Annotated in this window: 23 protein-coding genes and 1 tRNA gene; 15 read left to right on the top strand and 9 right to left on the bottom strand. The window is 34.9% G+C overall.

The features are described from left to right. Nucleotides 1-3: 3 nt before the first annotated feature. Complete coding sequence (locus tag Q0871_RS10830) at nucleotides 4-1293, bottom strand: hypothetical protein (protein WP_299322431.1); 1290 nt, start codon at nucleotides 1291-1293, stop codon at nucleotides 4-6. Further along, nucleotides 1294-2022 carry a type III pantothenate kinase gene (locus Q0871_RS10825; RefSeq protein ID WP_299322428.1) on the bottom strand — a complete coding sequence of 243 codons (729 nt, stop codon included), beginning with the start codon at nucleotides 2020-2022 and terminating at the stop codon, nucleotides 1294-1296. A gap of 100 nt (nucleotides 2023-2122) precedes the next feature. On the opposite strand from Q0871_RS10825, the gene Q0871_RS10820 reads away from it, so the two are divergent. After that, nucleotides 2123-2195: transfer RNA gene (locus tag Q0871_RS10820), tRNA-Phe, on the top strand. 363 nt (nucleotides 2196-2558) lie between these two features. Here Q0871_RS10820 and Q0871_RS10815 read toward each other — a convergent pair. After that, nucleotides 2559-4139: a glycoside hydrolase family 32 protein gene (locus tag Q0871_RS10815; RefSeq protein ID WP_299322425.1), complete on the bottom strand. Its 1581-nt coding sequence runs from the start codon at nucleotides 4137-4139 to the stop codon at nucleotides 2559-2561. Nucleotides 4140-4194: 55 nt separating this feature from the next. On the opposite strand from Q0871_RS10815, the gene Q0871_RS10810 reads away from it, so the two are divergent. From Q0871_RS10810 to Q0871_RS10795, 4 genes are read left to right on the top strand one after another with little or no spacing between them, the layout of a single operon-like run. Next, nucleotides 4195-4701 (top strand): rhodanese-like domain-containing protein, encoded by a 507-nt coding sequence (locus Q0871_RS10810; RefSeq protein ID WP_299322422.1) that lies wholly within the window; start codon nucleotides 4195-4197, stop codon nucleotides 4699-4701. A 36-nt stretch (nucleotides 4702-4737) separates the two neighbouring features. Continuing rightward, nucleotides 4738-5409 (top strand): TIGR04282 family arsenosugar biosynthesis glycosyltransferase, encoded by a 672-nt coding sequence (locus Q0871_RS10805; protein WP_299323356.1) that lies wholly within the window; start codon nucleotides 4738-4740, stop codon nucleotides 5407-5409. Continuing rightward, a complete protein-coding gene (locus tag Q0871_RS10800; RefSeq protein ID WP_299322417.1) occupies nucleotides 5406-6221 on the top strand; it encodes a purine-nucleoside phosphorylase in 816 nt (271 codons plus the stop codon). Before Q0871_RS10805 ends, Q0871_RS10800 begins: the two co-directional genes overlap by 4 nt. Before the next feature lie 44 nt (nucleotides 6222-6265). Continuing rightward, a complete protein-coding gene (locus tag Q0871_RS10795; RefSeq protein WP_299322413.1) occupies nucleotides 6266-6970 on the top strand; it encodes a TIGR04283 family arsenosugar biosynthesis glycosyltransferase in 705 nt (234 codons plus the stop codon). Nucleotides 6971-6973: 3 nt separating this feature from the next. Here Q0871_RS10795 and Q0871_RS10790 read toward each other — a convergent pair whose 3' ends face one another. The 4 genes from Q0871_RS10790 to Q0871_RS10775 all read right to left on the bottom strand — a co-directional run bounded on the left by Q0871_RS10790 (nucleotide 6974) and on the right by Q0871_RS10775 (nucleotide 11125). Beyond that, nucleotides 6974-8008 carry an N-acetylmuramoyl-L-alanine amidase gene (locus tag Q0871_RS10790; protein WP_299322408.1) on the bottom strand — a complete coding sequence of 345 codons (1035 nt, stop codon included), beginning with the start codon at nucleotides 8006-8008 and terminating at the stop codon, nucleotides 6974-6976. 66 nt (nucleotides 8009-8074) lie between these two features. After that, entirely contained in the window at nucleotides 8075-9340 is a 1266-nt protein-coding gene (locus tag Q0871_RS10785; protein WP_299322403.1) for an outer membrane protein assembly factor, read from the bottom strand. Between the two features lie 170 nt (nucleotides 9341-9510). Beyond that, entirely contained in the window at nucleotides 9511-10386 is an 876-nt protein-coding gene (locus Q0871_RS10780) for a hypothetical protein (protein ID WP_299322382.1), read from the bottom strand. Nucleotides 10387-10408: 22 nt separating this feature from the next. Further along, on the bottom strand, nucleotides 10409-11125 hold the full coding sequence (locus Q0871_RS10775) for a DUF547 domain-containing protein (protein WP_299322378.1): 717 nt from the start codon (nucleotides 11123-11125) through the stop codon (nucleotides 10409-10411). 277 nt (nucleotides 11126-11402) lie between these two features. Here Q0871_RS10775 and Q0871_RS10770 point away from each other — a divergent pair, with 277 nt between their 5' ends. From Q0871_RS10770 to Q0871_RS10735, 8 genes are all read left to right on the top strand, one after another. Next, nucleotides 11403-12749: an FAD/NAD(P)-binding oxidoreductase gene (locus Q0871_RS10770; protein ID WP_299322374.1), complete on the top strand. Its 1347-nt coding sequence runs from the start codon at nucleotides 11403-11405 to the stop codon at nucleotides 12747-12749. A 28-nt stretch (nucleotides 12750-12777) separates the two neighbouring features. Then, nucleotides 12778-14361 (top strand): 4Fe-4S dicluster domain-containing protein, encoded by a 1584-nt coding sequence (locus Q0871_RS10765; protein WP_299322369.1) that lies wholly within the window; start codon nucleotides 12778-12780, stop codon nucleotides 14359-14361. Between the two features lie 156 nt (nucleotides 14362-14517). After that, nucleotides 14518-16923, top strand: a complete 2406-nt coding sequence (locus Q0871_RS10760) for an alpha-L-rhamnosidase C-terminal domain-containing protein (RefSeq protein ID WP_299322362.1) — start codon at nucleotides 14518-14520, stop codon at nucleotides 16921-16923. A 56-nt stretch (nucleotides 16924-16979) separates the two neighbouring features. Then, nucleotides 16980-17471 carry a hypothetical protein gene (locus Q0871_RS10755; RefSeq protein WP_299322359.1) on the top strand — a complete coding sequence of 164 codons (492 nt, stop codon included), beginning with the start codon at nucleotides 16980-16982 and terminating at the stop codon, nucleotides 17469-17471. Next, nucleotides 17471-18160: a glycosyltransferase family 2 protein gene (locus tag Q0871_RS10750; RefSeq protein ID WP_299322356.1), complete on the top strand. Its 690-nt coding sequence runs from the start codon at nucleotides 17471-17473 to the stop codon at nucleotides 18158-18160. Before Q0871_RS10755 ends, Q0871_RS10750 begins: the two co-directional genes overlap by 1 nt. Nucleotide 18161: 1 nt before the next feature. Continuing rightward, nucleotides 18162-19646, top strand: a complete 1485-nt coding sequence (locus Q0871_RS10745) for a cellulose synthase family protein (RefSeq protein WP_299322353.1) — start codon at nucleotides 18162-18164, stop codon at nucleotides 19644-19646. 199 nt (nucleotides 19647-19845) lie between these two features. Further along, nucleotides 19846-20655, top strand: a complete 810-nt coding sequence (locus Q0871_RS10740) for a hypothetical protein (protein ID WP_299322349.1) — start codon at nucleotides 19846-19848, stop codon at nucleotides 20653-20655. Nucleotides 20656-20879: 224 nt separating this feature from the next. After that, nucleotides 20880-21746, top strand: a complete 867-nt coding sequence (locus Q0871_RS10735; RefSeq protein ID WP_299322344.1) for a hypothetical protein — start codon at nucleotides 20880-20882, stop codon at nucleotides 21744-21746. Between the two features lie 94 nt (nucleotides 21747-21840). Here the strand turns inward: Q0871_RS10735 and Q0871_RS10730 are convergent, their stop codons facing one another. Both Q0871_RS10730 and Q0871_RS10725 read right to left on the bottom strand, forming a co-directional pair. After that, nucleotides 21841-22149: a transposase gene (locus Q0871_RS10730; RefSeq protein WP_299323353.1), complete on the bottom strand. Its 309-nt coding sequence runs from the start codon at nucleotides 22147-22149 to the stop codon at nucleotides 21841-21843. Between the two features lie 6 nt (nucleotides 22150-22155). After that, a complete protein-coding gene (locus Q0871_RS10725; protein WP_299322342.1) occupies nucleotides 22156-23412 on the bottom strand; it encodes an IS1182 family transposase in 1257 nt (418 codons plus the stop codon). 782 nt (nucleotides 23413-24194) lie between these two features. Between Q0871_RS10725 and Q0871_RS10720 the strand changes: the two genes are divergently transcribed. Continuing rightward, nucleotides 24195-24590, top strand: a complete 396-nt coding sequence (locus Q0871_RS10720; protein WP_299322338.1) for an RDD family protein — start codon at nucleotides 24195-24197, stop codon at nucleotides 24588-24590. Between the two features lie 104 nt (nucleotides 24591-24694). After that, nucleotides 24695-24853, top strand: coding sequence for a hypothetical protein (locus Q0871_RS10715; protein ID WP_299322334.1), 159 nt, complete (start codon nucleotides 24695-24697; stop codon nucleotides 24851-24853). The last annotated feature ends 23 nt before the right edge of the window (nucleotides 24854-24876 follow it).

Raw genomic sequence — 24876 nt, 5'->3', positions numbered from 1 at the left:
TTATTAATTGATTTTTCTTTTCTGGAACCAGCGATCGTTCAATGAAAGACCTACATTAAATTTAAAATAGCTCTCTTCTATTAAATTAGCTCTAGTAGTTCCTCTTTTGCCAATTTCAAAACCTAAGTTAAGATTAGAGAAACTTCTACCCAGTGGTAAGCCTAATCCAAAAGTTATGCCAAAGTTATTTATATCAACATCATTCACCAACATACCAGTCTTATCTAAACGCAAACCTGCACGGTAAGTAATTCGTTTTAAGTAACTTGAAAACGAATTATGATCTGGGGTAATAAAAGCACCTAAAGCAAAAGAACTTGCGTCTTCATACGCTATATTATCTGCACCTAAGAATACATTTTCAAAAGAACTCATCTCTTGAAAACTATATTCAGCACCTATAAACCATTTATAATCTTCACCATAACCCAAACCTAACGTTGTGGTCGTAGGTATCTTCAACTCGGTATTACTCAAATTCTGAGCAGCCAAGTTTACTTCTACTTCTTCAATTGTCCCTCCATTAGCAACCGAGAAAGAACCTACTTGCCTATCATTCTTAGAAACTAAATTACCTTGTGTATTTATACGAATAGAAGAATGTAGTCGTTGCCTACCTTTTATTATAGGGGTATAGTTTAATGCGTAGTTAAAATCGAATCCGTTTATTCTAGAACTTCTTCTATCAAAAGTACCAAATTGAATATCTTCCACCTGTTGTAATCTTTCACTATCTAAAGTACCAAAGTTGAAATTTACGGTAGCCCCAATACTTAAATCTTTTATAACTTCATATCCTACAGAATAAAAAGCACGGGTCAATCCGCCTTCTCCACTATATACATTAACTAATTCTGAGCCACTTGCATTTGTGCGTTCTTCTACCAAATTATAGCCAACTGAAGAATACGGCATAATACCAAACCCCATACCTAAACCTTTACCTAAACTAAAACCTAGTGCCAAATAATCTAAATTAGTAATAGAGCTTTGTTGTTCTTCGGTAAAACTTTTAAGTGTATACTGCTTATTAGAGACACCAGCCGTATAGGTAACCAAACCTTCCCTATCCATCACCTCTAAACCAAGCTTGCCATATGCTGCTGGGTTTTTAAGGTTTATATGAATACTATCGGCATAGACGCCAATACCACCCATCATTTGATTTTCTACCGTGCTTTCGCTTCTTAAATCGCCAATTCCGAAGAAAGAATAGGGAGAAACGGTGCCATCTTGAGCGTACATACCCACGGTGGTTATGTATACAATTGCAATTACAATTTTTCTGATCATTTAGTGCTTGTTGTATTCCAGCAAATAATTAAGCCCTTTCAGGAGAAATTTGGAATCCGCAAATATGGTATTTTTTAATCGTTTAGACAAAAATAGTGTGTCTCCACCGGTTAAAATAACTGTTAAATTTTCAAATCTGCCTCTGTAGAGATCAATGACACCGTCTATTTCAAGAGTTATACCGTTTACAACACCACTATGAAGACAGTTTTCTGTAGTGTTGCCGATATAGTCTAACAGTTCTTTTTTCTCTAATAAAGGTAACTTTGCCGTTTGATGATGCATAGCATTATATCGCATTTGAACACCTGGAGATATCGCTCCACCCAAATATTCATCAAAATCATTTATCATATCGTAAGTAACACAAGAACCTGCGTCAATGACCAAATTATTCTGATGAGGATTAAAATAATATGCTGCTGTAGCCAAAGCCAAACGATCTACACCTAATGTCTGAGGTGAGGCATATGAGTTCTTAAATGGCACTTTTGATGCATTAGAAAGCTCATGAAGATCACAAAAAACGGCTACAACCTTCATTTGCTCCTTAGAAAGTGACCCTACACTAGAAACTATTGAAGATTGTATTCCTGGGAATTCTTTGAAAATTTTTTTAACCGCTTCAACAAACAAATCGACAACAACAGTCTCTAAATGAATTATTTCTGACTTTTTAAAGATTGCTAACTTAACGTTTGTATTACCTGCATCAATTATTAAATTCATGTTACAAAGATTAAAAATTAAAAAAACATTTTTCTTTTTTTGCGATTTAGTTTGTAAATCCTAAAATTGAAATTATATTTGCAGCCGCTTATAGCGACATGGTGCCTTAGCTCAGTTGGTAGAGCAATGGACTGAAAATCCATGTGTCCCTGGTTCGATTCCTGGAGGCACCACAATAAATCCTTACTTAACGGTAAGGATTTTTTTGTTTTAACACCCTTTTTTTCTAATACAAAAATATATAGGCTCGCTGACAAATCATAGAATAGAGGTGTGCTTTTTGCCTTTAAATAGACAAAAAGAATAAATAAGATATTTTAGGTATTACTTGAAATAAAACAGGCTTTAGAATTATACTGCTATTTATAACCAATTATAATGACGATTACATCATAGCCAACCTTTCAGTAAACACAATTAGCCCAAATTCACCTTAGAGATACCGAAAGCTACCTAGCAAAGTATTTAAAAAATCGAGCATAGCAAGTATAAGCACAGACGAAGATGTCTTGACCTAAGCGACAACTCTGAAGAAACTAGTCCCAGACGCGCTCTACTTTATGCTCTGTAAAGTCTTCTATAACTAACTCTTCTTCAGAATTATTTACAATGGTTATCGCCCTGAAAAATTCATTAGGAAAAATTTGATTAGTCATTACATACTGACCTCCATTGATGAAAAGTTCTAATGAAGAATGATCTAGAAGCAATACAATTTCAATTGGATCATCCGGTAAATTCGGAATTTTCATTTGCTGAACTCCCGGTGAAAATTTATCACTAAAATCAACATTGCCCGATTTTCTTCGATCTAGCGTGACCAACTTTTTATCTCTATCAATATCAATACTAAGGCTATCTCCATTTTTATTTCTAAAATAAATCTGAGCATTTGGAACTGACAACGTAAATTTCGTTTTGCTTTGATTACTATATTTAAGTGGAATAATTCTTTTTCTAGTAGGTAGAATCTTTATTATACTTTCTGGGTATGCCAAGGCAACATGCTTTTCAAAACCTATTACCGGATAATTAAATAACGATACGTCGTCACCAACCTTACGCAAAGTCAACTCTCTTGGCACTGTCATAGCGCTACGCCATTTTTCCGTTGGTGTGTCACGTGCATAATCCCAATTACTCATCCATCCTATAAAAATACGTTCATCGTTTGGTGCGCCATTGTAAGTTACACCAGCATAATTGTCTCTACCTAGATCTATCCACTTGTGCTCTACTTGGTCTGTTGTAAATGTAGTACCATCAAAATCACCAATAAAATATTGCGTACCGCTGCCTCCATTTGGCGCACCAGGGTTTATACTAATCAAAAGCACCCATTTTACCTCATCGGTACCTTCTATTTTTAACGGAAACAAATCCGGACATTCCCATACTCCACCATGCGCTCCAGTATCTTTACCGAATTCACTCACTTTTTCCCACTCTTTTAAATTGGGCGAATTCCATATTTGCAAGTGATCACCAGCAACCAAAAGCATCGTCCAAACCTCAGCTTTATCATTCCAAAAAACTTTTGGATCTCTAAAATCTTTTATTCCCGTATTACCAATTACAGGATTCTTCTCATACATCGCCCAGCTGTCACCATTATCTAAACTATAGGCAATACCTTGTGTTTGAAAATCATTTTTTCCTTCTTGTTCACCAGCCATATCATGATAGGTGAAAATTGCCACCATGGCGGGATTATTTTTTGTACCAAAGCCCGAAGTATTATTATGATCCACCACCGCACTACCAGAAAATATGAATCCGTTGTCATCAGGAAATAACGCTACTGGTTTGTGCTTCCAAATAATCATATCTTTACTAACTGCGTGCCCCCAATGCATAGGTCCCCAAACCGTACTATCTGGATAATATTGATAGAACAAATGATACAAACTATCCTTATAAACCAATCCGTTAGGATCATTCATCCATTTTTCTTCTGGTGTAAAATGATATTGCGGTCTATATTTTTCAATATAATACCCAGTCGGAACCTCTTCTTCGACCAACTCTTGCTTCACCTCTTGTTTACAACTGAAATTGAAAATAACACACAGTAGTACAAATACTGCTAAACCTTTATTTTGCAAAGTTTTAACCATAAATTCACTTTTACACCAGTACTTCTTAAATGCTAATTATAGTACCTTTGTAGTTATGAAAATACTAAATTATAAGTTATTACTCTGTGTTCTTGTCTTCCTTTCTTTTTCAAAATATAGCTCAGGACAAGACAAAATTACAAAGGCGCTAAACTCTTGGAACCAGGGTACAATACCTTATGCGTATGTTGATAATTTACCAGAGACAGATTCTATCGTATTTTTAGATACAAGAGAAAAAGAAGAATTTGAAGTAAGCCACCTTAAAAATGCTATTTGGGTGGGGTATAAAAAGTTTGATGAGAAAAAAGTGCTGGAAACGATTACTGACAAATCGCAAACCATCATCGTATATTGTTCTATTGGTGTAAGATCAGAAGACATTGGTGAGAAGCTGAAAGAATTGGGGTATACCAAGATTCTAAATCTACATGGTGGTATTTTTGAATGGAAAAATAAAGGCGGAGAAGTTTTTAACGACAAAGAGATTGTAACCGATAGCGTTCATGCTTTTAGCAAGCATTGGGGCAAGCTTTTACACGAAGGAATTAAGGTGTATTAATCAGGAGTTAGGAAAAATTAAAAAATCACATTGGCAATACTACAGAACAATAAAGCAGTACGAGACGAGAAGGTCATAGATTTTACCCTCGCAAATTCAAACAATCTTTTACTAATTTTCACCAGAAACCCTGAATTGGGAAAGGGAAAAAGACGCTTAGCCGCTACGGTTGGCGACCAAGCTGCATTTGATATTTATAAATTTTTATTAGACCATACCGTAGCGATCACCAAAAATTTATATGCCGAAAAAGAGGTATATTATTCTGAAGAAATTTGGGAAAACGATGTTTGGGACAATCAAAAATTTGGTAAAAAATTACAAGTAGGCGAAGATTTAGGTATTCGCATGGCAAATGCCTTTCAAGAAGGATTTAAGAACGAATATCAAAAAATTATTATTATCGGTAGTGACATGCTTGATCTTTCTCAAGAAGATTTAGAAGAAGCATTTAAATCTTTAGAGAAAAATGATTTTGTGGTTGGTCCCGCAGAAGATGGCGGATACTATTTACTGGGGATGAAGAAATTTTTACCAGCACTTTTCAAAAACAAAACATGGGGAACAGGAACCGTTTTAAAGGACACTTTATCTGACCTTAAAAATGAAACTACTACCCTTTTAGAAACAAGAAACGACGTTGATTATTACGAGGACATAAAGGATACTGATGCCTTTGCTCCCTTTTTAAAACATATAAAATTATGATGAAAGATGAACTTTTAGAATCTGTAGCATACCTTAAAAATAAAGGTTTTGATAAACCTGAAATAGGTATTGTTTTAGGTACAGGATTAGGTAAATTGGTCAATAGTGTTGAAGACCCTATTGAAGCTCATTACAATCACATTCCATTTTTTCCATTGGCAACGGTTGAATTTCATACTGGTAAATTGGTATATGGTACCATTTCTGGTAAGAAAGTAGTTGTAATGCAAGGTCGTTTTCATCTTTACGAAGGCTACGACTTTTTAGATATCACCTACCCTATTCGCGTAATGCACATGTTGGGTATTTCTAAATTATTTATTTCTAATGCTGCCGGTGCTGTAAACCTTGATTATAAAAAGGGCGATATGATGCTGATTGAAGATCACATTAACTTACAAGGCGGTTCTCCTCTAGCATTTAAAGGTGTTAGCGAATTTGGCGAGCGTTTTGCAGACATGTCTGAGCCTTATGATTTAGATATGCGCACCAAACTAATGGCTATTGCTAAAGAGCATAATATTACATTAAAAAGCGGAGTTTATGCTTCTGTAGTAGGACCACAACTAGAAACTAAGGCTGAATATAGAATGATCAAATTAATTGGTGCAGATGCTGTTGGTATGAGTACTGTACCAGAGGTTATCGTTGCCAATCATTTGTCATTACCTATTGTTGCCGTTTCTGTTTTGACAGATGAATGCGATCCAGACAATTTAAAACCTGTTGACATTAGCGAGATTATTTCTATAGCTGAAAAAACCGAACCTAAAATGGTAAAGCTTTTTCAAGAATTAATTAAGCAATTGTAAGGAATACCAGTATTTGACTACCATAAGTAAGTAAACATTTTTTTATGAGTACTCACCAGCCAACCATAAGTATTATCATTCCGGTATTGAATGAAGAAAAGTACATTAAAGATGTACTTTTTGCCATTTCTACCAATGCAGGTACAAACCGCATAAAAGAAATACTTGTGGTTGATGGTGGCAGTAACGACCAAACTGTTGCTAATGCCCAAGAATATGGAGCAATAGTCATTAATAGCAAAAAGGGACGCGCTACACAAATGAACCTTGGCGCAACAAAGGCAACTGGCGATGTTCTTTATTTTATACATGTAGATACGCTACCTCCAAAAGATTTCGATAGCGCTATTTTAAACGAAATTCAAGATGGGTTTGAAGTGGGTTGTTTTCAAATGCGTTTTAATAGTAATAGTCCTTTTTTAAAATTCTTTTCTTGGTGCACCCGTATTAACCATCAAATTTGTCGAGGCGGCGACCAGTCTCTTTTCATCACCAGTAAACTATTTCAACAACTTAAGGGTTTCAATGAAAATTATGTTATTTACGAAGACAACGAATTCATTAGAAGAGTATACAAACTAAAACCTTTTAAGATTATTTCTTCTGCCGTAACCACTTCCGCACGACGTTATGAAGAGCGCGGCGAGGTAAGATTGCAATGGCATTTCGGAATGATTCATTTAAAATACCATCTGGGTGCAAATCCAACTGAATTATACCAGTATTATTTAAAGTATATAGCGGCTTAACCTTTATTCACCTTCAAAATCTAACAGCACCCCTTCGCTGATCCATTTAGCAAGTGCCTGGCGATTATCAGGATCAACAATTCTAATTTGATCCTTCGCATTTCTAATATTCCCAATTTCAATATATGCCATTGCAGGATGCGTTTTTTTCACCAAATACAGTGACGTTCTATCTTCAAAAGTTCCTGAATAGGTTCTATTAGGTTGATATTTTTTATACTTGGCTCCGAAGGTCTTATGTATACTTTCTGCTAGTTTTTCTCCGTTTTTACTTTTCTCGTGGTGATAAAAGAATACATCTATATTTTGATTTTCACTTCTACTATCAACATGTGTAACGATTAATCGCTGATATTTATCTCTATTTTCTTTATACAAATCATTGACGATATCTACCCGTTGTTTTAATCTCTCTACTTGATTTAGAGGTATTGTTTTATTCATATAAGCAACCTCATCGTAGTCAATTTCAAGAACGAAATCATCTCTAATTCCGTCATTTTCGTCTTGTATAATAATATATACTTCTGCACCATGTGCCAATAACTCTTTTGCCAATCGTAATGTAATATCATAGGCATATTCATCTTCAGATATAGCCTTACCTGCATAAACCCCCATAGCACCAGGATCTGGACCACCATGACCTGAAACTAAATAATATATATTGCCTTTTAATCTTTCACTTTTAGCAATAACTGTTTTGTGCTTCTCTCCAAAAATATCATAAGAATCACTTTCTAGCTCTTTAATTTCTTTTGATTGCAACTGTAAAGAATCTACAATAGCCACCGTATCTAATTTTATTCTTGGAAGTACATAAACTCTACCAGCAACAAGATGCACACTATCGCGCAAATCATGATAGTTTAATTCTACAAACTCATCATAAGCTTCATACGGATTAACACCTTGCTTTCTTAACAGCGATAAAATGCCGTCGCCGGGTTCTGCCACAACCGTTTTTAGCGAATCTTGCGCAACGCAAAAAACGCTCAAAAACAATAAAAATGTAATTGTAAAACTGGTGTATTTCATGCTGATATTTAACACAAGGTCTATGCCATAATTTATTTATGACAATATATTGAAACACAAAGATTGCTAAAAATATTGACCAATACCAAAGACAATTCCGTTGTCGCCGTCTTTTGTGATTCCGTAGCCGTAGTCTATCCTGAAAATTGCATTGAAGATTCGTTTGTGCATAAATCGGAGTCCTACTCCCGGGTAAATTCTAAGATTTTCACTTTTTAGCAAATCATCAAAACCACCTGCTGGATTTCGCCATGTACCGCCATCAATAAATATATTTCCTTGCAGCACAAACTTGTTTTTATCTATTAAGGTTTGCCTGTACTCTGTATTCAAAACAATCATGCCTGTACCTCTGTCAATTGAATTACCAACTCCTCTTATATTTAAATTATTATCTACTGTGAATGGTGCAAACGGACTATCAACATTACTTGCCAAACCTAAACGCAGCCTATTGGCCCAATTACCCCTATCTCCAATTCTTTTAAAATACGTAAAATCATTAAACCCAATTAAGAATTCTGGCAAATTAGTATTGGTACTGCCTACGTATTGTAAATTTAGTTGACTTCTAAATCCTTCTAAATAATGATAGAAATAATCCAATCCATTATAATCATAAATGAACTTGAATAAATGCTTATCTACATTTAAATTCATAGGTACCCCCGCACTTGTTGCCCCATCTACATATTGGTAGTCTTCGGTAAAAAGACTAAAACCCAATTCCATCCTATTTTTAAAATTGACTTCGTAAAGTCCTAAGAGTTCAAAGCCGGTATTGTTATACTTATAATCTGCTGTATCATCTTGAAAAAAAACAGGTTCTAAAGTGGTGAAATTATTATAATTTACCGCCAGCCCAAGCTTATTAGAAAATAAATAAGGTGCCCTTACACTTAACCCAAATGAACTGTAATTATCATACTGATAAAAAGCACCTAAAGTAATATTTCGTCCAAAAGAATTAAACTCCTGTAATCCTATTCTAAAAGCAAAATCATCATTGGAAGAACTGAAAAGATTAGCAAAAGGTATTAACGTAAAATTCTCTTCAATAGCATATTGTACTTCGCAAGTTTTATTTGGTAAGATATTAACCTTATAATAGGCATGAGATATTGAAGGCAATCTCTTTAAGCGTTGTATGTCATTATTCATTAGAACAGAATCTAACAACATACCCTCCTTTAAACTAACAAGATTCTTAATAAACAAAATCTTGGTGCGCTTTGTTCCTGAAAATTTTAATTCTGCCACCGTTACATCTTGCCCGCTCACGAATAAGCAAACAAACATTAAAATTAGAAAAGAAAGTGTTTTTACATTCATTTTTTCAAATACTCACATCTTAACTTATATGAATCTTTTACCAAGGTTTTCAATATAGAACAAAATAAGCGCGTAATCAATTATAGTTCAAAAACATACCTATAAATACCAAAAAAGAGCCTATTTGTTTTTGACAACAAAAGGCTCTTTAAGGAACACTCAAAACATCTTTAAAATATACCTCGCAACCCTAAATTAAAGGTTTGACCAAGCCCGGTATTACTACCACGAACAAAGTTTGTATACAACAACTCTAGATTTAAAGCACTTGTTAGTTGATATTTTGCACCACCACCCAATGCTGTAAAATCTTGAGCAAAATCGTTACCCAAATCTAAACGTTGAGAATGTTGTGCCAATGCCAAAACAGTAAACTTACTTGACGGAAAATAACTAAGAAATAAACCTGGCGTAAGGTTTAAACTATTATTAGCAAAACTCTCTTCTTTATCTCCAAAACTTAATTCTGAGTTGATCTCACTAAAAAGCTGCCACTTATCGCCTGGAAAAGTATAATCGTAAAAGAATCTATTTTGCCAGATGTATCCTTTTTGATCTAGAAAAACTCCGTTCTCTGTTTCATTATCCACTAAAGGAATAAAGAATGAACTTTGAATAGAAAAATTACTGACCGAAGCTATTGGAACAAACTTTACCGATGGCGCTATTGAAGTAAGACCTGATCTAGCTGTATTGTTTTCACCATCGAACTTAAATACATCCAAGGCACTTCTGTCACCAATAACATTTGATCTAAATTCTAGAATAGCACCTACATTCCATCTTTTATTAGTACCAACACCTGTATATGCTTCTAATGTAGAGGTAAAAAAAGTTTGTCTTGGCTCTGTACCTTCTGTAAACGTGCTTTCGGTTTGAGTATATAAATTATTGAACCACTTTACATCATACTGTCCTTTGCCTATTAATTTTGATGGCGTGTACTGTTGTATGTTACTTTTCTGTTGCAGACTATCTTGTGCATTCACTGTAAAAAAAGCACAAAAAAATACTCCAAGAAATATCTTTCTAGTTAAAACTTTCATTTCGGTTTTTTTTAAAAATTGATTATTTAGCCTCGTTTAAAGACCAGTCGTATGGGTAATAAGAAACCTTTGCATTTTCTGGCAATTGCTCTTTTCTATAGGTATTAATAAAATCTACTGTACTTCCTTTTTGTTCAAAATCCCCTTTGTACCACTCAAATAATTGAGAAATCTGGGCTTTGTTCTTATTAACTTTTATAAAATTAGGGTTGTTCAATGCCATAACGGTCTGCTTCTGCAACTGACTGTCTAATGAAGATGGCTTGTAAGCCGCAGTTATAATTGGAGGACATCCTAAACCGGCACACACCAATACAAAATGAAATCTAGCTTCAGTAGGAAACTGTGCTCTTAACAAATCATTCTCTATTCCGTTTAAGGTTACATACTTTCCGCCAATTTCATGCTTTGTTTTATCAAAAAAACCAGCAACATCTAAAGGTGATTTTAATGGATAATTCTTAACAATACCATCTATAACAAGTAGATTATAGGCATTGATCCAAAAAGCTTGGTATGTTGCAGCATCAGACTTAGAAACCGTTATGCTTTTTGCAGATTCCAATACTGCATTCAAAGCTTCGGGGTTATTTTTTATAGCTGCATACTTTACTTTACCATCAACTACATTGGTCTTAAAAAAGCTATCGCTTTTACTAAAAAAGGTAGTAACATCTTGTGCAGATAGGTTGGTTACTATCAAGATTAAAAACAATGTCTGTATTAAATTTCTTTTCATGATTTTCTTAATTTAAAGTCGCTTATGAGTTTGTATAGGTCGTGGGTTTTGTTAAAACCATACAAACATTAAAATAAATTTTTCTTTCTTTTACAAATCACTAAGTCAATTACCACTTGATTTACTGTATGTTACAAATCCGTTTTAATTCTATTAAAACGCAAACTACGTTTAAAAATATCACAGAGTTATAACAAGTTTATAATCTTTCTAAATAAAAAGAAAGCTGTTAAGTTCTTACCTTTAATACCGACACAACCATCAACAAAAGCATTTTATGGATCATATTGTAATTATTGGTAATGGCATATCCGGAGTCACTTTAGCTAGACATATACGAAAGCTATCAGACAAAAGAATCACCATTATTTCCGCAGAAAGTGACTATTTCTTCTCCCGTACCGCATTAATGTATGTTTACATGGGGCACATGAAATTTGAACATACACAACCTTACGAAAACTGGTTTTGGAAGAAAAACAGAATCGACCTCGTTAACGGTTTTGTAGAAAAAGTAGAAACCGATGCCAAAAAGCTACTTTTAAAAGGTGGTTCATCTATTTCTTATGACAAACTAATCATTGCAACAGGGTCTAAACCAAACAAGTTTGGTTGGCCAGGGCAAGATTTAAAAGGTGTACAAGGTTTGTACTCCAAACAAGATCTAGAAATGCTTGAGAAAAATGCCCCTAATAAAAAGGTATGTAATCGTGCGGTTATTGTCGGTGGCGGACTAATAGGTATTGAAATGGCTGAGATGCTACGTTCTCGCCAAATACCTGTTACTTTTTTGGTTCGAGAAAATAGCTTTTGGAACGGAGTATTACCTGCTGGCGAATCTGCCATGATTAACGAGCACATTCTAGAGCATCATATCGATCTTCAATTAGACACCAATCTTGAGAAAATAATTTCTGATGAAAATGGACGCGCAAAAGCTGTGGTAACAGATAAAGGTGAAACCATTGAATGTAATGTAGTTGGCTTAACTGCCGGTGTTGCCCCAAATATCGATTTTCTAAAAGATTCTGGTATTGAATTAGGCAGAGGCGTTAAGGTTAATCGTTTTTTAGAGACCAACGTTAAAGATATATTCGCAATAGGCGATTGTGCAGAGCAACACGAAGGTATTGGCAGCAGAAGACCAATAGAAGCTGTTTGGTATACTGGCAGAATGATGGGCGAAGCGCTTGCACAAACTATATGTGGCAACCCAAGAGAATACAACCCTGGCCACTGGTTTAACTCAGCTAAATTTTTAGATGTGGAATACCAAACCTATGGATGGGTTTTTAGCGAACGTAGTAAAAAAGATAATGAACATCATTTTCACTGGCGTCATGCTACTGAAAAGATATGTATAACCGTAGCATTTGATAAGGATAGCCATCAATTTTTAGGTCTTAACACGTTCGGTATTCGAATGCGACATGAAATTTTTGACCAATGGTTAACAGAGAACAAAGACATTGATCATGTAATGACGTATTTAAAAGATGCCAATTTCGACCCAGAGTTCTTTAAACTTTATGAGGATGAAATTATCACCAAATACAATGCTGATTTCAATAAGAATATCAGTGCAAAGAAAAAAAGCTGGAAACGTATTTTCAGTATCGCCTAACTAAATAACAAAACAAACAACACCTACTATGGGTAATTTTGACAGAAGTATGTCACTTGCGGGAGAACCGCCTAAAGCATTAAATACAGGCCAAAAACTGGCAGTAGTTACAGGAATGATCGGTTTGGGAATTCTCATTCTTCAATTGTTCAATTTAAACCTTGGCAATACTGCACTTTGGCTAACAGTTTCAATTGTAGCCATTTTCGCTGGGATTATCTGGTTTTCGCAAGCGGCCTACGCCAATAAACATAAGGGAATAAAAAATGACGGCGTTTGGTTTAAATCCATTTCTAGTCGTGGTGTACTTGCCTGGATGGCCGGTATTGCCTTAACAGGGTTTTACATCGTACTTTATTTTTATCCGCACTACTTAGGTCTTGTAAAAGATGGCGACAATACGGGTTTAATTGCCCTATTCGACCCTTTAAGTAAAGGACTAAGCGGAAACCCTGCTAGCCAATGGTTTGTTTACGGCACCATGTATACCGTGGCAATTTTGGCTTTCGGCGCTAAATTTATTTGGAAGTATCGTCATAATAAATACGAGCAACTGAGAACGGTTAGTGTTATGTTCTTTCAGACTGCATTCGCATTTTTCATTCCAGAATTAATGGCACGTTTAAATGGTGATTTACCATATTATGACCTTAAAAATATGTGGCCTTTAAATTATTACAACTTTGAACGTTACCGTATTAATGGTTTCATAGATTCTGGTAGTGTGGGTATGACCATGCTGTTTTTTGGTATCATATCTATCTTTGTCATCTCTCCTTTTTTAACTTACAAATATGGTAAACGTTGGTATTGTTCTTGGGTTTGTGGTTGTGGTGGATTGGCTGAAACTGCGGGTGATTCTTTTCGCCAATTAAGCGATAAATCTAAATTCGCTTGGAAAGTTGAGCGCTGGGTAGTACACAGTGTTGTGGTATTCGTAACCGTAATGACTATTGCTGTAATATATTCTTATTTAGGTAATGACTCTAGCAAATATTGGCTTACAAAAACCATGTTTATATCTGGTGTAGCTTTCATTTTAACCGCTATTTTTTCTTGGGTAATGATTTACAAAAGAGAAGAATTAGCAAAAGATGCCAAATATGGCGCAATAGGCTATTTCACCATTATCGCTGTATTAATAGGAATGCACTTTTTTAGTGACTCAGCAAACATATTCATCTTCAAGGCAGAAACGCTACGTACTACTTACAGCTTTTTAATAGGTAGTATTTTCTCTGGAGTTATAGGAACGGGGTTCTACCCTATTTTAGGAAACCGAGTATGGTGTAGATTTGGATGTCCAATGGCAGCTATGTTAGGGTTTCAACAACGTATGTTCTCTAAATTTAGAATTACGACCAACGGTGGTCAATGTATTTCATGTGGTAACTGTTCTACTTATTGTGAAATGGGTATTGATGTACGTGCGTATGCTCAAAAAGGAGAAAACATTGTACGCTCTAGTTGTGTTGGCTGCGGTATTTGTTCTGCGGTTTGCCCAAGAGGAGTTTTAAAATTAGAAAACGGACCAGAAAAAGGTCGTATCAACTCTCAAGATGTATTATTAGGTAACGATGTTGATTTAATGGATTTAGTGAATAAAAAATAGATCTCATTTCTAAAATGGAATACACTATTTTTTTTGCATTCTGACCTATAAACTCAAGTGCACTTAAATTAGATAATAGGAAAAAGTTCATGAAAGACTGGTTTTCACTAATCTTTCATGATCTTTACAACCTACTAACATCAGCTTATAAATTAAATGAATCGCTTTTTAACCCTCTTACTTTTAGTATCTCTTTCTGCTCAATCGCAAACAGAAGTCAATTACCCTGAAGTTATTTATGGAAAAGAGAACATCAGTGCCAGTTGGGTAAGTCACCCAGATGTTAAAGGCGGCGAAGACACTGTTTTGTTGTTTCGTAACACCTTTGAAGTTGAAGATTCAAAAGCTGATTTTATTATCAATATCTCTGCAGACAACCATTACTACCTTTATGTAAACGGACGGTTTATCACCCATGGCCCACAATTGAGCGACATTCAACATTATAAATATGAAACCTTAAACCTGAAAGATTACCTAAAGCAAGGAGAAAATGTCATCGCCGTTAAGGTAATCAATTTTGGTAAAAGAAGATTTTTAGGCATGCAGTCTATATTCACTAGTGTAATGGTAAACGGCGTAACAGATAATGCTAAAATCATTAATACTACCGGTTTTAACGATACTTGGGTAAGCACTATTGATAAGTCGTACAAGGCTAATGAAGTAGTTTGGAGAGGCAATAAAGAAAAGGCAATCGTTGGCGGTTTTTATGCCAACAACCCTACCGATATAGTTGACATGAACAACTACCCTACTCATTGGGAAATATTAGATTTTGATGACTCTGATTGGAAAAAAGTGGAATTTTTTGAGAATGCCAGTAGTATGGGCGGCTCTATTGCCTATTTATTAGAACCTCGCAATTTACCATTGCTTTCATGGGACGAGGAAAGGATTGCAAGTATTGTTCATTCTTCAAAACCTCTTGAAACTGAGTTCCCAGTGTTGGGCAGTTTAACACTAGCACCTAATACAACCACCACTTTTCTATTAGATCAGCAATATGTTACTAACGGATTTCCAGAATTAGTTTTCGGTAAAGGGAAATCAGCTACCATTATCATTAAATATGCTGAGAACCTTTTTGGTGCAAACAATGAAAAAGGGGATCGTAACGACTTAGAGAACAAAAAGCTTTTAGGCTATTACGATGAAATTATTTCTAATGGAAAAGATGCGCAAAAATTTATACCGAATTGGATGCGTACCTTCAGATTCATAGAGTTTGAAATTGAAACAAAAGATGCAGCGCTAGTTCTAAATAAATTTGTAAACCATAGGTCAAGAACTACCATACCTTCTATTGCCAAGTTCAATTCAGACAATGACATGTACAATGATATTTTTGACATCTGTAAACGTACCATTGATATCTGTACACAAGATTACTTTTTAAGTGATGCCTATTATGAAACTATGCAGTATGTGGGCGATACTAAAATACAAGGTTTAATCTGGCAAGCTTTAAGTGGTAATGCCGAACACACCAAAAATGCGATTCGCCAATTTGACCATTCTAGAGATTCTGACGGTAACATTCTAGGTGCCTACCCGCTTCGCTCTACCTTTATTTACCCTACCTACTCTTTGGTGTGGGTCGATATGCTTGCAGATTACTACAACACCTCTAAGGACAAACAATTTATTGAAACTTATAAAGACGGTATTGTTAATACTCTTGCCGGATTTGAGAAGAATATGAACGACCTTAATTTGGTCAACAAAACACCATACCGCTATTTTGTAGATTGGTATACCGGCCCAAATAATGGCAGTGGTACCGCTACCAAAAATGACGGACTCAACTCTGCCGTAGTTAGTTTACATTATGTACATGCGTTACAAAATGCCTCTCGCCTATTCAATGAGATCGGAGACGAACAAACTTCATTGAAATACAAGAACAGAGCGCAAGAAATCATTACATCGGTTTATCAATTGTGCTATGATACCGACAGAAATCTTTTTGCCGAAAGACCGGATAAGACCATTTATGATCAGCATACCAATATCATGGCAATATTGACAGATGCTATTCCAGAAACTGAACAAAGAGCACTTCTAGATAAAATTTTAAACGAAGAAGATTTATTACAAGCCACTTACTACTACCGTTTTTATCTTTTTGAAGCGATTAAAAAAGTAGGGGCACCAGAATTATTTGATGTTGCCCAGAAACCATGGGAGCAAATGATCGAAGACCACATGACCACTACTTTAGAGCGTTTTGAAAGTGTTGAAAAACCAACAAGATCAGAGGTACACCCGTGGAGCGCATCGCCAGCATATTTTTATTTTAATTATTTGGCAGGTATCCGTTCTGTAAAAAATGATTTTGAAGAGGTAGAAATTGCTCCGGCATTTGGAAAACTCAATGAAATAAGAGGTTTACTTCCTACATCAAAAGGAAATATTGAATTTGAATTAAAGAGAAACAAACATAAATTATCAGCAGAAATAACCATTCCTAAAACTATAAAAGGAAAGGTAGTTTGGCAAGGAACAGTAGTTGAACTAAAACCTGGAAAGAATAGATACACCCTAAAAAGCTCTAAATAACATAGCATTTTCGGTGTCTGTTTCGACACAGTAATAAACTTGAAAATTTTAAAAAAATGAAGCTATTTAAACTCTTTTACACCGCACTTATTTGCTTAGGTCTGTTAGCTTTTATAAATCCTGAAGACAAACGTTACGAGCGCACCTATTATGATGACGGTACCCTAGAAAGTGAAGGGTGGATTCGCTATAGTACAAAAACCGATTATTGGACCTTCTACCACCCTAACGGGCATAAGTCTGAGCAAGGTTTTTACAATTATGGCAAAAAAGAGAAATATTGGTTCTTTTTTAGCGAAGATCGTATTAGAACCAAAGAAGGGAAATTCGTTGAAAATAAAGAAATAGGCTGGTGGTTGTTTTACGACAAAAAGGGACGTGTAAATCACAAATGCCAATTATCAAAAGGGATTAAAGACGGATATTGCTTAAAATATAAGGATACAAAATTGATATCTGCAGAGAAGTACAGTAAAGGTGAAAAAATTAAAGAATGGACATCTTTCCGTGCTTTTACCAGTGAAAATAGTTTATCAGATTTAAAATAATGACAGACATTAAAGTAATAATACCAGCTTTTAACGAAGCAGATTCCATTGCCCATGTCATCAACGAGCTACCAAAATCGGTGTCTGAGGTAATCGTTGTGAACAATAACTCTACAGATGATACCGTAAAAAATGCCGAAGGTGCAGGTGCAACGGTACTTACAGAGACCAGAAAAGGATATGGTTATGCATGCCTTAAAGGCTTAGATTATGTAGCATCGACATCTAAACAACCAGACATTATCGTATTTATTGACGGAGACTATTCTGATTATCCAGAGGAGCTAGATAAAGTTGTTGCTCCTATTTTGGAAAATAATATTGATTTTGTAGTTGGCGCCAGAACTAAGGGTTTGCGAGAAGAAGGCTCTATGACTCCGCAACAGGTATTTGGTAACTGGTTGGCGACATTTTTAATGCGATTGTTTTTTGGCGCAAAATTTACGGATTTAGGCCCTTTTAGGGCAATTAAATACGAAAAGCTCAAGGAATTGAACATGGAAGACAAAACTTATGGATGGACGGTTGAAATGCAACTGAAAATTCTTAAGAAAAAAATGACATATACCGAAGTACCAGTACGTTACAAAAGAAGAATTGGCATCTCTAAAGTATCAGGAACCGTAAAAGGTAGTATATTTGCAGGCATAAAAATTTTGGGGTGGATCTTCAAATACAGTATAAAATAATATGGCATTAGCTCTAGCGTATCTTATTATCATAATTTATAGTATCTCTTTACTATTGATTTTCTTTTATAGCTTGGCGCAGCTGAACTTGCTAATCAATTACTTATCACAAAAAAGAGAGAACACAACAGCACCAAAATATAATCTACTAGACCCAAAAGAAATTCCTTTTGTAACTATTCAACTCCCGGTTTACAATGAGGAGTATGTTATGGATCGCTTATTAGAGAACATTGCTAAAATAGAATATCCTAAAAGCAAATTAGAGATTCAAGTACTAGACGACTCTACAGATGATACCGTAATTACTACTGCTGCCACTGTTGCAAAATTGCAAGAGACCGGTTTAGATATTCAACATATTACAAGAACTGATCGTTCTGGTTTTAAAGCTGGTGCTTTAAAGGAAGGACTTAAAGTAGCAAAGGGTGAGTTCATCGCTATTTTTGATGCAGATTTTTTACCGGCTTCAGATTGGTTAAAGAAAACCGTTATCTATTTTAAAGATGAAGAAATTGGTGTGGTACAGACCCGTTGGGGGCATTTAAACCGCGACTACTCTACCTTAACTAAAATACAGGCGTTTGCCCTTGATGCGCACTTTACTTTAGAACAAGTTGGGCGTAACAGTAAAGGTCATTTCATCAACTTTAACGGTACCGCTGGCATATGGCGTAAAGAGTGTATAATAGATGCCGGTAACTGGGAAGGCGATACGCTAACCGAAGATTTAGACCTAAGCTACCGTGCACAGTTGAAAAACTGGAAATTCAAATATTTAGAAAATGTAGAGACTCCTGCAGAATTGCCAGTTGTAATTAGTGCCGCACGTTCGCAACAATTTCGTTGGAACAAAGGTGGTGCTGAGAACTTTAGAAAAACAGTATGGAGCGTTGTTACCGCAAAGAACATTCCTTTTAAAACGAAGTTTCACGGAGTAATGCATTTACTGAACAGTTCAATGTTCTTATGTGTATTCTTAGTTGCTTTATTAAGCATACCATCGCTTTATATTAAAAACACCTATGGTCATTTAGACTGGGTATTCTCTCTATTAAGCTTGTTTACGGTAAGTACTATTATCTTATTTGTTTGTTATTGGTTTACCTATAAGAGCATACAAGGCAGCGGCTTTAATAACTTTGTAGATTACATACGTATATTCTTCACTTTCTTCTCTGTTGCATTAGGCTTCTCATTACACAACACTATTGCTGTAATTGAAGGTCATATGGGTAAACGAAGTGAATTTGTACGTACACCAAAATTTAATATCAGCACCTTAAAACAAAGCTGGAAAGGCAATAAATACCTTGCTAAAAAATTATCACCAAACATGATTCTAGAATTTGCCTTAATGGTCTATTTCATGTTTGGCATGTACAGCGCAATACCATTAAATGATTTCGGACTGTTTCCGTTTCATTTTATGCTGTTCTTGGGCTTTGGATTTGTATTCTTTAAATCATTGACCTCAAGAGCTTAAAACTAAGCTTAATTAAATTTTAGAAAAGGGATAGCCATTGTCTATCCCTTTTTTTATTCCAATTCTTCTCATTTGTTTAACTTACACATAAAACAGGAATAAGATTACTAGTGATCTTATTCGTCTTAAATAGCGTATAAAGTAAAAAGTAACTAGTTACCTTATACAATTGTTACCCACAATTAAAAACAAATAAAACATGAAATCTAGGAACAAAATAAAACTTGCAAATCTGACCACTTGGATAATGGTAATTACAATTTCAGTAATTGCAATTTGGTTCATTGGATTTATGGTAGCAAATACTTTTGATTTGAATGTATTCACCAAACGAACTTCTGACTTCATGTTCGGATTTATTGGCTTCTCAGCAGTTTTAGTTCTTTGTTCTGCCATTTTAAATATTAGTTTAAATATCGGACTAATAGCAGATAGTAAAGTTCAAGAATTGAAAACTGAAGGTTCAAACTTAATTGGAAAGAAATTTTACGTAGCAACTTTATTCGGAATAATCGCTTTAATTGCTTTTTTATTCATTGGAGATTATCTGACAAGGAAAAATGAAGAAAATAAATTAGTAAGTGCAGCAGATTATATTGTTGAAACATACTCAGAATCTATTAATAAAATAGCCCCGAGTTTGACAGATACTTCTAAAGTTGGACAAATACCAGAGATACTGAAATTTCTTTCAAATCAAAAATCTGAATTTCCTTCTGTTACTCTGCTTACAAGTGGTAAATATGACGGACAATTTACATATTTAGAAATTTCACATTGGGAATCTATTGAGAATCTGAAAAAGCCTTTGTTTGGAAATTCGTTTTATAAATGCCAAGACTATGACTGTGAATACTTACAACAATTATTCACGGGAAAGACTAACAAATCATTGTTTTGGACAGAAAAAAATGATTACAAACTATATTATCCATTCGTAGAAAAGGACACTAAATACATTCTGCTTTTCACTAAATATCAACGACATGGTAAAGTAGGTTCCTACTAATGAAGAATGAAAAAAAGTGGGTAACACTGTATATAGCAAATAGGGCGTTTAGTGGTTTATGAAAGTTCAGGGCTATTTACAAACACCGCCAAATTTTTAATTTGGCTTTTAATATGATTAAGTTAAAAACAAAATATAAAAATATGGCTCAGAGCACACTCGAAAGTTTATCGGTTTCTACTGCCCTACTTGCCATATACTAAACGTTGTGTGCAATTTGAGAAATGAAAAGATTAATATTAGTTTTAATTACAATAACAATAAATACTGCTGTTTGGAGTCAAAAAGTGACCCTAGATAAAGTAAGCTATGAATCATATTCGACATTCAAATCAGTTGCTGTAGAAATAAAAATCGATGGAGTAAAATTAGACACCATTAACAGGATAAAGCTTTTGGGAAATGCATTTGCATATATAGGTAAATCAAAAGAGTATATCTCAGATTCGTTTTATTCTGATGAATATCAGGATAATTCTGACAACAAGTACACCATTGTATTTGACTCAATTTCAAAGCAAATAAATAATTTCGAGAAGGTTACCGGAACTCTGAGATATTTTCATCCAAGTACTTATGATAAATCAATAGTAGTAATAGAGAATTCAAAAAACACATTTAATTCAAACGTTTTAAGCAAAAATTCAGATGAAATAAAAGTTATACCAATAAACGGTTTAATTCTTCATAAACTAAATAAGCGAAAAAAGAAATTACGCAAATATTTAGATGGAATAATATTAAAAAATAGGTTGGACAAAAACCTTTTTATTGAAACTTTGAGTAAACATTTTGATAATTATAAGGATTTCAACTCACTAAATAAATTATCTGATTTCATCATTTTTTATATAGAACAGCCACATTTTAAAGTAGTATCTATTCATTTAGAGGATTCGAATAATAAGAATAGAACTGGGTATTACAGCGTAGAGATTAATTCCAAACTAAATGGACCAAAATCAGCTATCTGGATATCAAGTAACTTTGGAAAAAAATTAAATGATGACTACAAAATTGAAATTCGATATGAAAATAAAAATTCCATTAGAGATTTTGAATTCGAATTATCGAATCTACAATTAAATTAAAACTGCACACAACAATGGTAACCGTTGCACAAGCAGTTAATTCAGAGTAAAATGTATCATTATGAGCCTCTCTAAGAGGCTTTTTATTTTCAGCTCACAAGTTACAAGCCAGTTTTCGGTGGATTACATAAGCACTAAATAGGTATTGAAAGGCACTTTTTACAAATGCCAACAAAACAAGCTGCCTTGCCCTACTTTTTACTCGTTTTTGTTCGAATTTCAGATACTTCTTCAGATTGTAGGCTATTGCACTAAGATGCATCACCATGTTGGTCTGCTTGATTCCGATGGTATTTATTTTACGCATCCCCATGAATTGGGTTAAAGTTCCGAAAACGGGCTCTACTGTACTTTGCCGTTTGCCTTTCATATATCTGCCTTGTTTGCTTGTTACACGTTCAATATTTCGTTAATACTCCGCTCTATAATACGTAACACTAAACTTCTTCTCTTGGGCACTCTTGCCTAAGCAGCTACTGCGCATTGGGCAATCAATACAAACATGCTTTCTAGCGCGATACTCTTTCTTCTTGGTCTTGGTACGGCTATCTAAAAACTCTTTGGTAAAAGGAATAACCTTGCCCTGTGGGCATATATAATGATCGGCTGTTTCATTATAAATGAAGTCTGTTGGTCCGCCTTTGTAAGTACCGTGTGGTGGAATGAAACTCTTTAAACCTTGGTTTTCTAAAAATGCATAATTCTCCCCACTACTATAACCTGTATCAGCTACACAGTTTTCAAACACTAAACCTTGTTGCCATAAGCGTCTTTGTAAGCGTTGCACGATATCTTGTAATTGTTGATTGTCTTTGCCATCTGCGTGGTAAGCCCTAATATCTGTGATCACATGATGCGCTGTATCAACACTCAATTGACTCAAGTAATTTAGCTTTCTGGCTTTGCCAGGCTTTACGCTTATTCTGGCATCGGGGTCGGTAGGGTTGTAATGGGTCTTGTTACTGGTATACTTTGCCCCTTTGTTACCTGCGCCCGGTCGCTGATCTTGGTCTTTTGCCCATTTCTTGTTACGGACCTTTATCGCGTCAAGTTCCTTCTTGCTTGCTGTAATACCGCGTTGACCTTCATCCGACTTATCGCCCTTACTCTTTCGATGGGGTGTTTCTTTATCCATTGAACTGATCGCTCGAACCTTTCGAAGATGCTCGTCAAGTTCCTCTTCGGGCACCTTAAGCTCCAAAGTATCCATGCTCGCATTCGCCTTTACAGGAGCGGAATCTATCGCCTGGGTATGGCCACTGACCATTCCTTTTTCAATACACAACTCTAAAACATTAGTGAATACTTCTTCGTATACCGACTCGGGGAACAGTTGCCGAGTTCTACTGATTGTACTATGCCAGGGAAGCTCCTCATCAATATCATAACCAATGAAATATAGAATATCCAAACGCATGGAACAATGAGCGATAAGTTGGCGGTCACTAATAAGGTTCTCCAGATAACCCACTAAACACAACTTAAAAAATACAACGGGATCAATACTCTTTTGACCGCTATCCCCATAATATTCCTTAGTAAGCTTATAAAGAAAATGCAAATCCAGAACTCCTTTTAAACGCTTGTAAAAATTGTTCTTTGGTATACGCTCGCTCAACTGAAAATGGGAGAACAGCTTTTCTTGGTAATCCTTTTTTCCTTGCATAAATAAAGTTAAGCAAAAACAGTATTTTTATCAAGGACTTGTGCAACAAGCACAATGCCTATAATTAATGTGGGGTTTGGGTTTTTACGCCAAGGTCTATGTATATTTATCAGGTCGCAAAATCTTTGAGATTTTGCTTTAGACAAAAAAAAATAAAACAAATCAAAAAGATTCGGCTACGAGCTGTGGCGCAGCGGGAATCGTAAATCACCGCCCCACACTAATCATAGTCTAGACGTTGTGTGCAATTAAGGTACGTTAAAAGGACATCGTTTACACTTTTTTAGGAGTTAATTTGAGATGAAAATCAAATTATCATGCCTTGGAAAGTAATTACAACAATGGAACAAAAAATTGAACTAATATGTGAATGGTGTGTAGGAAAATCTACCACTACAGAATTATGACAGAATTCAAGAATACCTAATTATTGAAGTCATAAGCCCAGCAAATAAAACATTTCGAATATGGATGGAAATCGACACATCAATATTGACAAAAATTAAAATTCAATATCAGAAAGAAATCGATTAGTGAATGAAAAATAAGAATCGCATAATTATCCTTTGGGTTATTGGAAACATCTTGCTTTTAATAAGGTTCTTAGTCGACCCATATCTGATTTTATGCGAACCTTGTATGTCTGGTTACACTTGCCCACCTTGCCGCACTGAATTCGCGAATAATATTTGGATCTATTTCTTAATTTGGAATCTGCTATTTGGAATAATTCTTATATTAAAGAAGAAAATTACAACAGCCAATACCACCAAAGCCAAATTATGACAAAAGAATATGCTTTATTACCCGACAGAATTAAAGCCGCAGTAATTGATGGCATTCTACTTATCGTTGCTATGTACGCAGTATCTGAAATTTTAAGCCTTTTTGAGAACGTCCCTAATTACGTGAGAATTTCGATAGCGATTTTATTATTTCTTCTTTACGACCCAATTTTCACAAGTCAATTCGATGGAACTATCGGACATTCATATAGTAAAATTATGGTTAAAAAAGATGCAATTACAGAACAAAATATTAATCTAGTACCTGCCCTTTTCCGTTTCTTGATCAAATTTTCTTTAGGCTGGGTATCGTTACTTACCGTAACAGGTAATCAAAAGAAAAAAGCATTACATGACCTAGTGGTCAATTCAGTAGTGCTAAGAGAAAAATAAAACTACAAAACTGAAATTGACGTTTTTAAATTTATTGAGAAATATATGGTCGGAAATCAAAAAAAAAGGCGAAAGAAGGCGAAGAACAAGTATACCAAACTGGTTTGGAAGTAGCCACAATTTTCTTAGACGCTGCAAAAAATGAACACCCGCCATTACGTATTCGTACTTCTAAATGGGCAGAAGACTTTTGTAATTTAAAAATACAAGCAGATCACGATAGAACTAAACTAGTTCAACAAATTAAAAAGCCTTTCTTATAATAGAATATTAAAAATATGTCTGA

The organism is uncultured Maribacter sp. (genome assembly GCF_947500985.1).
Lineage (GTDB): Bacteria > Bacteroidota > Bacteroidia > Flavobacteriales > Flavobacteriaceae > Maribacter.
The sequence above is the reverse complement of the archived record's forward strand: the minus strand, read 5'-3'. Positions and strand labels throughout refer to the sequence as shown.

Bases quoted from the DNA above. Each gene is read 5' to 3' on its own strand.
- Q0871_RS10830 (WP_299322431.1), bottom strand. From the start codon at position 1,293: ATGATCAGAAAAATTGTAATTGCAATTGTATACATAACCACCGTGGGT.
- Q0871_RS10825 (WP_299322428.1), bottom strand. From the start codon at position 2,022: ATGAATTTAATAATTGATGCAGGTAATACAAACGTTAAGTTAGCAATC.
- Q0871_RS10815 (WP_299322425.1), bottom strand. From the start codon at position 4,139: ATGGTTAAAACTTTGCAAAATAAAGGTTTAGCAGTATTTGTACTACTG.
- Q0871_RS10810 (WP_299322422.1), top strand. From the start codon at position 4,195: ATGAAAATACTAAATTATAAGTTATTACTCTGTGTTCTTGTCTTCCTT.
- Q0871_RS10800 (WP_299322417.1), top strand. From the start codon at position 5,406: ATGATGAAAGATGAACTTTTAGAATCTGTAGCATACCTTAAAAATAAA.
- Q0871_RS10795 (WP_299322413.1), top strand. From the start codon at position 6,266: ATGAGTACTCACCAGCCAACCATAAGTATTATCATTCCGGTATTGAAT.
- Q0871_RS10790 (WP_299322408.1), bottom strand. From the start codon at position 8,008: ATGAAATACACCAGTTTTACAATTACATTTTTATTGTTTTTGAGCGTT.
- Q0871_RS10785 (WP_299322403.1), bottom strand. From the start codon at position 9,340: ATGAATGTAAAAACACTTTCTTTTCTAATTTTAATGTTTGTTTGCTTA.
- Q0871_RS10780 (WP_299322382.1), bottom strand. From the start codon at position 10,386: ATGAAAGTTTTAACTAGAAAGATATTTCTTGGAGTATTTTTTTGTGCT.
- Q0871_RS10775 (WP_299322378.1), bottom strand. From the start codon at position 11,125: ATGAAAAGAAATTTAATACAGACATTGTTTTTAATCTTGATAGTAACC.
- Q0871_RS10770 (WP_299322374.1), top strand. From the start codon at position 11,403: ATGGATCATATTGTAATTATTGGTAATGGCATATCCGGAGTCACTTTA.
- Q0871_RS10765 (WP_299322369.1), top strand. From the start codon at position 12,778: ATGGGTAATTTTGACAGAAGTATGTCACTTGCGGGAGAACCGCCTAAA.
- Q0871_RS10760 (WP_299322362.1), top strand. From the start codon at position 14,518: ATGAATCGCTTTTTAACCCTCTTACTTTTAGTATCTCTTTCTGCTCAA.
- Q0871_RS10755 (WP_299322359.1), top strand. From the start codon at position 16,980: ATGAAGCTATTTAAACTCTTTTACACCGCACTTATTTGCTTAGGTCTG.
- Q0871_RS10750 (WP_299322356.1), top strand. From the start codon at position 17,471: ATGACAGACATTAAAGTAATAATACCAGCTTTTAACGAAGCAGATTCC.
- Q0871_RS10745 (WP_299322353.1), top strand. From the start codon at position 18,162: ATGGCATTAGCTCTAGCGTATCTTATTATCATAATTTATAGTATCTCT.
- Q0871_RS10740 (WP_299322349.1), top strand. From the start codon at position 19,846: ATGAAATCTAGGAACAAAATAAAACTTGCAAATCTGACCACTTGGATA.
- Q0871_RS10735 (WP_299322344.1), top strand. From the start codon at position 20,880: ATGAAAAGATTAATATTAGTTTTAATTACAATAACAATAAATACTGCT.
- Q0871_RS10725 (WP_299322342.1), bottom strand. From the start codon at position 23,412: ATGCAAGGAAAAAAGGATTACCAAGAAAAGCTGTTCTCCCATTTTCAG.
- Q0871_RS10720 (WP_299322338.1), top strand. From the start codon at position 24,195: ATGACAAAAGAATATGCTTTATTACCCGACAGAATTAAAGCCGCAGTA.